The sequence below is a fragment of the Martelella sp. genome, from assembly GCF_984369615.1.
In genome coordinates this window covers 1-8953 of the sequence record NZ_CFHTCS010000176.1, presented here as the reverse complement: position 1 = coordinate 8953, position 8953 = coordinate 1, and the positions used below count along the sequence as shown (strand labels likewise).

Annotated in this window: 8 protein-coding genes; 1 reads left to right on the top strand and 7 read right to left on the bottom strand. The window is 62.0% G+C overall.

The window, feature by feature from the left end; all coding sequences use genetic code 11:
* The 4 genes from AC5DC2_RS14225 to AC5DC2_RS14210 all read right to left on the bottom strand — a co-directional run.
* Positions 1-813, bottom strand: an 813-nt coding sequence (locus AC5DC2_RS14225; RefSeq protein WP_491698942.1) for a twin-arginine translocation signal domain-containing protein, incomplete at its 3' end; no start/stop codon positions are given.
* Between the two features lie 104 nt (positions 814-917).
* Complete coding sequence (locus AC5DC2_RS14220) at positions 918-2246, bottom strand: TRAP transporter large permease (protein ID WP_491698941.1); 1329 nt, start codon at positions 2244-2246, stop codon at positions 918-920.
* Positions 2243-2752: a TRAP transporter small permease subunit gene (locus AC5DC2_RS14215; RefSeq protein ID WP_024708343.1), complete on the bottom strand. Its 510-nt coding sequence runs from the start codon at positions 2750-2752 to the stop codon at positions 2243-2245. The genes AC5DC2_RS14220 and AC5DC2_RS14215 overlap by 4 nt, the downstream gene beginning before the upstream one ends.
* Positions 2752-3534: an N-formylglutamate amidohydrolase gene (locus tag AC5DC2_RS14210; protein WP_024708344.1), complete on the bottom strand. Its 783-nt coding sequence runs from the start codon at positions 3532-3534 to the stop codon at positions 2752-2754. Before AC5DC2_RS14210 ends, AC5DC2_RS14215 begins: the two co-directional genes overlap by 1 nt.
* Before the next feature lie 152 nt (positions 3535-3686).
* On the opposite strand from AC5DC2_RS14210, the gene AC5DC2_RS14205 reads away from it, so the two are divergent.
* Positions 3687-4559 (top strand): MurR/RpiR family transcriptional regulator, encoded by an 873-nt coding sequence (locus tag AC5DC2_RS14205; protein WP_061449646.1) that lies wholly within the window; start codon positions 3687-3689, stop codon positions 4557-4559.
* A gap of 347 nt (positions 4560-4906) precedes the next feature.
* Here AC5DC2_RS14205 and AC5DC2_RS14200 read toward each other — a convergent pair whose 3' ends face one another.
* The 3 genes from AC5DC2_RS14200 to nuoN are packed head-to-tail and all read right to left on the bottom strand — an operon-like array spanning position 4907 to position 8792.
* On the bottom strand, positions 4907-6580 hold the full coding sequence (locus tag AC5DC2_RS14200) for a ribonuclease J (RefSeq protein WP_024707008.1): 1674 nt from the start codon (positions 6578-6580) through the stop codon (positions 4907-4909).
* 7 nt (positions 6581-6587) lie between these two features.
* Positions 6588-7352, bottom strand: coding sequence for a biotin--[acetyl-CoA-carboxylase] ligase (locus tag AC5DC2_RS14195; RefSeq protein WP_491698940.1), 765 nt, complete (start codon positions 7350-7352; stop codon positions 6588-6590).
* Positions 7353-8792 carry an NADH-quinone oxidoreductase subunit NuoN gene (nuoN, locus tag AC5DC2_RS14190; protein ID WP_024707010.1) on the bottom strand — a complete coding sequence of 480 codons (1440 nt, stop codon included), beginning with the start codon at positions 8790-8792 and terminating at the stop codon, positions 7353-7355.
* Positions 8793-8953 lie beyond the last annotated feature (161 nt).

The window sequence follows — 8953 nt, the reverse complement described above, 5'->3', positions numbered from 1 at the left end:
CGAACTGTCCGTGCACATGCGGAACAGCACCTTCAGATGCTCCGGCACTTCCGCCCATTTGTCGGAATTGACGAAGAAGGAGCCGCACCAGCCGCCGGAGATGTTGTTGGTGAGGAAGTAGTTGGTCACGTCGGCCCAGCCGACGGTGTAGTCCTCGGTAATGCCCGACCATGCGAGACCATCAAGCTCGCCGGTCTGCATGGCGACCTGCACGTCTTCCCAGGGCAGCGTGACCGGCACGACGCCGAACTGCGACAGGAACTTGCCGGCCGTCGGGAAGGTGAAGATGCGAAGCCCCTCAAGGTCGGAAAGGCTCGTCACCGGATTGACGGTGGCAAAGTTGCACGGGTCCCAGGCGCCGGCGGAAATCCATTGCACGCCGACTTCCGCATAGGCCTTTTCCCAGATCTCGGCGAGACCGTATTCGTAAAACAGCGTCGGCACGTCGAGGCTGAATTTCGAGGCGAAGGGGAAATAGCCGCCGAACACCTTGATATCGAGCGGCGAATTCATCGAATCGTCGTCCGACTGGACGGCGTCGATCGTGCCGCGCTGCATGGCGCGGAAGAGTTCGCCCGTCGGCACCAGTTGGTCGGCGGTGAAAAGCTGGATCTCCATCTCGCCGTTGGCGGCCGTGTTGAAGGCATCGATCGACGGTTTGATGACGTGCTCGGCCAGCGCCGGCCCCGCATAGGTCTGCAGGCGCCAGGTGATCTTGCTCTGGGCGCGGGTGACGGCGGGTGCGGCAAGCGCGGTGGCGCCGGCTGCGGTCGCAAGGCCCGCATTCTTCAAAAAACTGCGTCTGTTGGTCATTGCTGCTTCCCTCTGTTTTGCTTCTCAGCTTTTACGTGGCCCGGCCGCGTGCCGGGACCTGCATTCACAAACGTCCGATGGACGCAAGCCGACGCGCATCAGCCTCAGCGCGCGTAGACAAGGTTCGGCAACCACAGGGCAATCTGCGGAAATGCCGTGACGATCGCCAGGCCGAGGATCATGATGATCACGAACGGCCAGACGGAGCGGTAAATATCGGTCAGCGAAATCTCCCGCGGGGCCATGGCCCGCATCAGGAACAGGTTGTAGCCGAAGGGCGGCGTCATATAGGCGATCTGGCAGGTGATCGTGTAGAGCACGCCGTACCAGACGAGATCGAAGCCGAGATGGCCGACAAGCGGCACGTAGAGCGGCGCGACGATCACCAGCATCGCCGTGTCATCGAGGAACGTGCCCATGATGATGTAGGAAATCTGCATCATGATCAGGATTTCCCAGGGGCCGAGGTCCCAGCGCTCCAGCAGCAGAGTTTCCAGCGCCCGCACCGCGCCGAGCCCGTCGAACACCGCGCCGAAGCAGAGCGCCGCCAGGATGATCCACATGAACATGCAGGAAATGCCGAGCGTCTGCTCCATGGTGCGGTTCAGGAGCTTCCACGTCAGCCGCTTCTTGACGAGCGCGGCAACGAGTGCGGAAAGCGCGCCGATGGCGGCGCTTTCCGTCAGGCTGGTCACCCCCATCAGGAACAGGCCCATCATCAGGAAGAAGATGAGGAAAGGAATGATGCCGGCGCGCAGGAGCTTCAGCTTCTCGCCAAGCGGCATGTCGCGCTCCTCCCTCGGCAGCGAAGGGCCGAGCGCCGGGTTCAGGCGGCAGCGGATGACGATGTAGATGATGAACATGGCCGCCAGCATCAGCCCCGGCAGCGCGCCCGCGACCCAGAGCTTGCCGACGGGTTGGCGGGCGATCATGCCGTAAAGCACGAGAACCACGCTTGGCGGCACCAGAATGCCGAGCGAGGAACCCGCCTGGATGACGCCCGAAACCATGATCTTGTCATAGCCGCGCCGCAAAAGTTCGGGCAGCGCGATCGTCGCGCCGATGGCCATGCCGGCAACCGACAGCCCGTTCATGGCCGAGATCACCACCATCAGCGCGATCGTGCCGACGGCAAGTCCGCCCGGCAGCCCGCCCATCCAGACGTGGAACGCCTTGTAGAGGTCTTCGGCAATGCCCGATTCCGACAGCATGTAGCCCATGAAGATGAAGAGCGGCAGCGTCAGCATCGGATACCACTTCATCAGCTTCATGCCGGCTGAAAAGCCGATCTCGTAGCCGCCGGTGCCCCAGAGGAACGCCGCCGCCACCACGCCGACAAAGCCGATCGCGGCAAAGACGCGCTGGCCCGTCAGCATGCTCAGCATCATCGAGAAGAACAGAAGCAGCGCGATCAATTCATAGGAGAGGCTCATGCGATCGGCCTCCCCAAAGCCTTCGCCAGATCCTTGAAGAAGATCGAGGTCGTCTGCAGGAACATCAGGAAAATGCCGATGACCATGGTGATTTTGATCGGCGCCATATAGGGCGACCAGCTCGAATAGGAGGTCTCGCCATATTTCAGCGCGTAGCTGGTGGAGGACACGCCGCCGATCAGCAGGAAGATCAGATAGGTGAACAGCATGAACACGGTGACCGCATCAACGACGGCGCGCTGGCGCGGGGTCCAGCGGCCATAGATGAGGTCCATGCGCACATGGCTGTCGAGTTGCAGAGAATAGGCGCCGCCGACAAGGTAATAGGCCGTCATCACGAACTGGGCCATTTCCAGCGTCCAAAGCGACGGATTGAAGAAGGTCTTTGAGACCGACGACCAGAGCAGGATGCCCATCATCACGAAGATCAGCCACATGGCGATGCGGCCGACCACGCGGTTGAAGCCGTCGACGTAGCGGACATAGGTCTTGATCGCCTCAGGCATCAGGCCACCTCCCGCCTGCCGTCGAGGCACTGGCTCAAGAGGCCGGCAACGAAGCCGGCGACCGCGCCCTGCCCTGCCGCATCGGCGATCAGGTCATTGCGGATCTCGATCATGACGTTCGGCAGCTTGCGCGGCAGCGCATGACGGCGCAGCGTGTGGGTCACGCCGTCTACCGGCGCATAGGGTTCGTTGCGCCGCACGTCATAGCCGCCGATAGCCTTGGCCCGGTCGAGCATGCAATCGGCAAGCCTCTTGTCGGCGTCATGCAGGATGCCGATCTCGACGTCGCGCCTTTTTCCCTTAAAGACGGGCGTGAAGGAATGGATCGTCACGAGAACGGCGTCGCGCCCGGCACTGGCGCGCGCATCCAGCAATTCATCGATGCGCTCGTGAAACGGAAGATAGAGCGCTTCCGCCCGCTCGGCCTTCGCCACCGGGCCCAGCCCGCGATTGGCGGGAACGGCGTAAATTTCACTGATTTCGGGAATGGCGTCGGCCGCTTCCGGCGGCCGGTTGCAGTCATAGACGAGGCGCGAGAAACGCTGGTGGACCAATGTCGCGTCCAGCGCCGCGCTCAGAAGCCGCGAAACGGCCAGTGCGCCCGGATCCCATGCGATGTGGCTTTGCAAAAGTTCGGCGGAGAGGCCCATATCGCCAAGGCGATCAGGTATGGCGCGGCCGGCATGCTCGCAAACCAGCACCACCTCGCTTTGACCCAACGCACGCTCGACAATCACAGGCGCGCCGTCTCGGGCGCTCAACAGCCCGGGCTTTCCCAACATCTGTTCCCCTGCATTTTCTGCAATTCTTGGTTTTGTAAATAGTTCTTCAGTTTTTGCGCGGTGTCAATCACGCTTTGAAAACTTCTATTCATTTTTGCCGTTGACGGATTGGCCGCGCCGTTTCTAAATGCCCGGGAAACAGGAGACGAAGATTGACCGACGGGTCCCGAACAGTCGCCGAAATCATCGCCGGGCGCTACGGCGAACTCACGCGCTCGGAAAAGCGCCTTGCCGACACGATCAGCGAAAACTACCCGGTCTCCGGCCTCGGCAGCATCACCACGCTTGCCGAAAATGCCGACGTGTCGACGCCGACGGTCGCGCGCATGGTGCAGAAACTGGGGTTCAGGGGGTATGCCGAGTTTCAGGCGCGCCTGCATCAGGAGCTGGAGGCAACCCTTTCCAACCCGATCGCCAAACATGACCGGCTGGCCCGCAATGTGCCGGACACGCATATCCTGAACCGTTTCGGCGAGGCGGCGATGGACAATATGCGGCGCACATTGTCACAGCTTGATCAGGAGACATTCGGCGGCGCTGCCGCGTTGCTATCGGATCTCGACCGCGCCGTCTATTTCGTCGGCGGCCGCATCACCGGGGCAATCGCGGGCTATTTCTACACCCACATGCAGGTCATCCGGCCGAAGACGACGCTGATGTCCTCCAATTCCGGCTCATGGCCGCAGCATATGCTGAACATGGCGAGCGGCGATGTGCTGGTGATCTTCGATATCCGCCGCTATGAGCAGGACATGGCGACGCTGGCGCGGGTGGCAGGCGAGAACGGCGTCGAGATCATCCTCTTTACCGACCAGTGGGCCTCGCCGGTCACCAAGTTTGCCCGCCACACATTCAGGGTCAGCATCGAGGTTCCGTCCGCCTGGGACTCGTCCGTGGTCACGCTGTTCGTGGTGGAAGCGCTGATCGAGGCGGTGCAGGCCAAAAGCTGGGACAAGACCCGCCAGCGCATCAGCCAGCTGGAGGGCCTGTTCGAACAGAGCCGGCTGTTCCGGCGGCCGGGTTGAAAGGGATCTACGGATGCGCAAATCGGATCAATCCGTTGCCCCGCTGATCTGCTGCTCAAGCGTTGCAGCCGTCTTCTGGCCTTCGAGCCTTGTTCTGCGCTGCAGCCCGCAATCTCTCCCCTTGAGGGAGAGATGCCCCGACAGGGGCGGAGAGGGTGAACCCTGTCGGCATACGCGGCTTTTTTGGGGCTTGCGCCCTTTACCCCTCTCTGTCGCTTTCGCGACATCTCCCCCTCAAGGGGGGAGATCGGGGCGGATAGGCGCTCAATAAAACCGTAGCATACGGAAAGAGGGATCGGAATTGCGCAAGCCCGGAAGTTCGGGGGAACCTCGCCCGAGCTACCCCCTCACCCAAGCCGGTTCACAAACACCGTCACCACCGGCTTCTTGCCCCAGCATTCATTGGCAGCGGCGCGGACGGAGCGGCGCACCGCCTCCCTGACCATGCCGAGGTCCTTGCGGCGCGAGCGCGGAATGCTTTCGACGGCGCCGAGCACGGCATCGAACAGTACGTCCTCCATCCGCTCGTCCTCGTCATCGAAACCCGGAAGGCCGATCGGCACCACGTCCGGATCGCCGGCGAAATCGAACTTGCTGTTCAGGACCACGTTGACCGCGACATGACCGACGAAGGAGAGCTTGCGGCGATCGCCGATGCCCATTTCGTCGAAGTCGCCGATCAGCTTGCCGTCCTTGAACACGCGGCCCGCCTCGACCTTGCCGATCACCTCCGCGGGGCCCGGCGCAAGGCGCAGAACATCGCCATTCCTGACGCGCGGAACCTGGGCGATGCCGCTCTGTTCGGCGAGTTCCTTCTGGGCGATCAGATGGGCTGCCTCGCCGTGAACAGGCACGAGAATTTCGGGCCTGATCCATTCATACATCTGCTTGAGCTCGTTGCGGCGCGGATGGCCGGAGACATGCACCAGAGCCTCGTTGTCGGTCAGGATGTGAACGCCCTGCTCCACAAGTCCGTTCTTGATATCCTGGATCGCCTTTTCGTTGCCGGGGATGGCGCGCGAGGAAAACACCACGAGATCGCCGGCGGCAAGCGCCACATTGCGCATCTCGTCGCGCGAGAGCTTGGCAAGGGCCGCACGCGGCTCGCCCTGCGAACCGGTCAGGATCGCAACCACCTTGTCGCGCGGGATATAGCCGAACTCATCCTCGTCGACGAAGGGCTTCACGCCTTCCATCATCCCGAGATCGCGCGCCACCGCGACCGCGCGCTTGAGCGACGAGCCAAGCAGCAGCACCTGGCGACCCGCTTCGTCGGCGGCCTTGGCGATCGAGCGGATACGGCCGATATTGGAAGAAAACGTGGTCAGAGCGACGCGCCCTTCCGCATTTTCAATAACCGTCCTGAGGCTTGCCGAAATCTCCTCTTCTGAGGGCGACACGCCATCGCGCATGGCATTGGTGGAATCGCACATCAGCGCCAGCACGCCATCATCGCCAATGGCGCGGAAACGGGCTTCGTCGGTCTTGGGGCCAAGCGTCGGCGCGTGGTCGATCTTCCAGTCGCCGGTATGGACGATATTGCCGAGCGGGGTGCGGATCGAAAGCGCCATCGGCTCGGGGATGGAATGGTTGACGGGCACGCCCTCGACCGTGAACGGACCGACATTGATGGTGTCGCCGGCCTTGAAGATCGTCACCGGAATTTCGCGCATCCAGCTTTCATATTCGCGTTTGGCCTCCAGCAGGCCCGCGGTGAAGGGCGAGGCATAGATCGGCACGTTGAGGCCCGGCCACAGCGTCGCAATCGCGCCGTAGTGATCCTCATGCGCATGCGTGATGATCATGGCTTTGAGGTTGCCGCGCTGTTCGCGCACGAATTCGATATCGGGCAGTACGAGGTCGACGCCGGGCAGTTCCGGGCCGGGAAAGGTGACGCCACAATCGACCATGATCCATTCGCGTTTTTCCGCGGGGCCGTAGCCGTAAAGGGCAAGGTTCATACCGATTTCGCCGAGCCCGCCGAGGGGCAGGAAAACCAGTTCGTTTTTATTGTCCGCCATTTAAGCGTTATCCGTTCTTATTGTTATCGAAGAAGACATCGCCAGCAGCAAAGGTGCGCGTGCCCTCTTCCGTTTCAAGTTTCAGCATGCCGGCGTCATCGATGCCGGCAAAAAGCCCGGAGACCTGCTCGCGGGCCAGATTGATGGTGATCCGTTCGTTGATGCCGCAGGCGGCAGCGCGCCAGCGGGAAACGGTCCGGCCGAGGCCACGCCCGCCATCCCAGATCGAAAGCTCTTCCGCCATGATCTCGAACAGATGGGCAAACAGAACGTCAGAATCGGCGCCGGCGACATAATCGGCCAGTCTTGCCACCGGATATGGGGTGTCCTCCGGTGAAAATCCAACATTGATCCCGATCCCGACGACGACGGCAAAGCGGCCGTTCGCCAGTCTCCGCGCCTCCAGAAGGATGCCGCAGACCTTGCGACGATCGATCAGCACGTCGTTCGGCCATTTGATGGCGACCTCCGCGCCGTGACCCGCCATCACCCGGCTGATCGCGCCATGCGCCGCAACGGCCGCCGCCAGCGGCAGGGACGACAAGGCTGCAAGGGGGGCCGGATCGACAAGCAGAAGCGAGGCATAGAGATTGCCTCGCTCAGAAATCCAGTTGCGGCCGCGCCGCGCCCGTCCGCCTGTCTGCTCATCCGCCGTGACCCAGAGCAGACCGGGATCACCGGCCTCCGCCCGCTCCATCGCGGAAAGATTGGTCGAGGCGACCGCGCCGAGCGCCTCATGCCGGAATGAGGCGGCGGGGTTTCCCGCCGCCATCTAGAACAGCGCCGCCGCGGCCGCCTGGGCTGCAGAGTTCAGCGGCCCGCCGAATAGCAGATAGCCAATGGCAAAAAGGCCGCTCAGACCGAAGACGAATCGCAGTTCCACGGCAACCCGCGAGAACTCCACGGTCGGCTCGTCGAACCACATGACCTTGACGATGCGCAGATAGTAGAACGCGGCGACGACCGAGGACAGTACGCCGATGATCGCCAGCGTATAGAGTTCGGCGTTGATGGCGGCCAGGAAAACGAAATACTTGCCGAAGAAGCCCGCCAGCGGCGGAACGCCCGCAAGCGAGAACATCAGCGCCGTCAGCACCACGGCCATGACCGGCTTGGTCTGCGAAAGACCGGCGAGATCGTCGATGTTCTCGACATTGCCGCCTTCCTTCAAACGCATCGCCATGATGATGGCGAAGGCGCCGAGCGTCATGAACAGGTAGATCGCCATGTAGATGGCAACGCCGCTGACGCCGACTTCCGTACCCGCGGCAAGCCCGACAAGCGCGTAGCCCATATGGGTGATCGAGGAATAGGCCATCAGCCGCTTGATGTTGCGCTGGCCGATCGCCGCGAACGCGCCGAGAACCATCGAGGCGATGGCGATGAAGACCACGACCTGGCGCCACTGGTCAATAGCCGGACCAAAGGCATCGATCAGCAGGCGGATGATGATCGCCATGGCGGCAACCTTCGGCGCGGAGGCGAAGAAGGCCGTCACCGGCGTCGGCGCGCCCTCATAGACGTCCGGCGTCCACATGTGGAAGGGAACGGCGGAGATCTTGAAGGTGATGCCGGCCAGCACGAACACCATGCCGAAGATGAAGCCGAGGCCGGTCTCGCCGAGCGAGATCTGGTTGGCAATCGCCTCAAAACCGATATTGCCGGTAAAGCCGTAGATCAGCGATATGCCGTAGAGCAGCATGCCGGACGACAGCGAACCGAGGACGAAATATTTCAGGCCCGCTTCCGTCGAGCGCAGGCTGTCCCGGTTGATCGCCGCGATCACGTAGAGCGGCAGCGACATCAGTTCGAGGCCCATGTAGAAGGCCAGCATGTCGTTGGCCGAAACCATCAGCATCATGCCCGTGGTCGACAGAAGCATCAGCACCGGAAACTCGAAACGGTCGAGATATTCCGGCTCCTCGTGGCCGACCGAAAGGATCATCGACAGCGCCGCGCCGATCAGCACCAGCACCTGCATGAAGCGGGTGAAGGCGTTGAAAGTGAGCGAGCCGTTGAAGGCCGTGCCCGAGCCCGACCAGAACAGAGCGACGAAAGCCGCGATCAGAAGAAAGACCGAGAGGCCGACGATCACCTGGCCGCTCTTGCGGCCGGCAAATGCGCCGATCATCAACAGGACCATGGCGCCGATCGAAAGGATCAGCTCCGGCATGATCAGCTTCAGACTTGAAAGTAGGAGTTCCGAGGTCATGTCCAAAAGATCCTGTCTCAGTATACCGGCAGCGCGATGTTCTTGGTGGATTCCAGAACAGCGTCATAATGTTGAACGATCTGGGCTACCGGCCCGTGGATCGCCGCGAAGATCGGTTCCGGATAGACGCCGAAGAAGATCGTCAGGATGATCAGCGGGTA